The sequence below is a fragment of the Sphaerochaeta sp. S2 genome (assembly GCF_016406725.1).
GTDB lineage: Bacteria > Spirochaetota > Spirochaetia > Sphaerochaetales > Sphaerochaetaceae > Sphaerochaeta.
The window spans coordinates 1-1,374 of the sequence record NZ_JAEKNT010000217.1 but is presented as its reverse complement, the minus strand read 5'-3'; the positions used below and the strand labels follow the sequence as shown (position 1 = coordinate 1,374).

Sequence of the window (1,374 nt, the reverse complement as noted above, 5' to 3'; positions counted from 1 at the left end):
AAATGGTGGAGGATGACAATATTTCTTAGTTTCCCGATCCCCTTAAATCACTTGCGTATTTTTCAAATATCTCTACCAAGCAGAGGCTGCTGTTAAGTGAGTATCTTTCTCAACAATTTAGGGGGTAGATGTATGTGCTTCCCAATACTGAACCAGTAAAACCAAAAAGTGAGCAGAAAAAGCCCCTGTAACACATATCTTGCAAATGAGTGGTAGATATTTATCATATGATATTAACTATGACGAGAAATTAGCATATTCTTTGGATGATATAAGAGATTCAGATGTAATGAGTTGTATGGAAAAAATATCTGAATAAAATACTTTTATTTCAATGAGTTCGTGTTATAATTCGGATTAACAAATCAACCAATACCCCCCAAAGAGCTTACATTGTTCCTGATTGATTCCTATTTGCGAAGGTTGCGTCCATGTAGAAATTCTATAATTTCCCACATGGATGAATTGTCAAGGTTTCGTTATACGATTTCTTGTGCAGTTGAAAGTGATATATTTTTGAATAAGAGAGGATGATTAAAATGTTGAGTGACTTGGTTTCTTTAAATGTTGAAGGTGCAAACTTCATAGCTCCAACAGAGCTACCTCTCTTTAACCCACATGATGGGAATAAAATTAAAACTATAAAAGGCACTCTCCTTTATGGGCGGAATGGGTCTGGTAAAAGCACAATTGCCAAAGGATTCCGAGTACTTAAAGGAGAGCAGGAATTAGTGGATTTGAAAGTAACATGCAAAGATGATAATGGATTGGTGATTGACTTAAGTGAAAACGAGAAGAATAGAATCTTTGTATTTGATGAAGATTTTGTTAACAACAATGTCAAGCTTCAAAATGACCACTTAGATACAATCATTATGTTGGGCAAACAAGTAGACTTAACTGAGAAGCTAGAAGAAGCGGAAATTGAAAAAGCTAAAGCAACCGATGAGTATGAAAAACAGAAGAATCTCGTAGATAAATATAATGATAGAACAGATGTGAATTCGCCAAAATTCTATTTAGATGAAATTCTAAATAATCTTAAAGGTGATAATAACTGGGCGGGACGAGACAAGATTATTAAGGAGGGAAGGCAGAACACTCGAGTTGCAGAAGATACATATCAACAATTCATGGAATTAAGGCCAAAAGAGTCTAAATACGAGCTATTAATCAATTTCGAAAATAAGATGCAAGAACTTAAGAGGGCTAAATCAGGGATTTCTGTCATTAGTGCTACTGTTCCCATCCTTTCTCAAAAATATATCACTTTCAACTGCACAAGAAATCGTATAACGAAACCTTGACAATTCATCCATGTGGGAAATTATAGAATTTCTACATGGACGCAACCTTCGCAAATAGGAATCAATC

Annotated in this window: 1 protein-coding gene; it reads left to right on the top strand. The window is 34.9% G+C overall.

The annotated features are described in order from the left end of the window. Positions 1-539 precede the first annotated feature (539 nt). Positions 540-1,307 (top strand): AAA family ATPase, encoded by a 768-nt coding sequence (locus JF818_RS06055; protein ID WP_198891107.1) that lies wholly within the window; start codon positions 540-542, stop codon positions 1,305-1,307. The last annotated feature ends 67 nt before the right edge of the window (positions 1,308-1,374 follow it).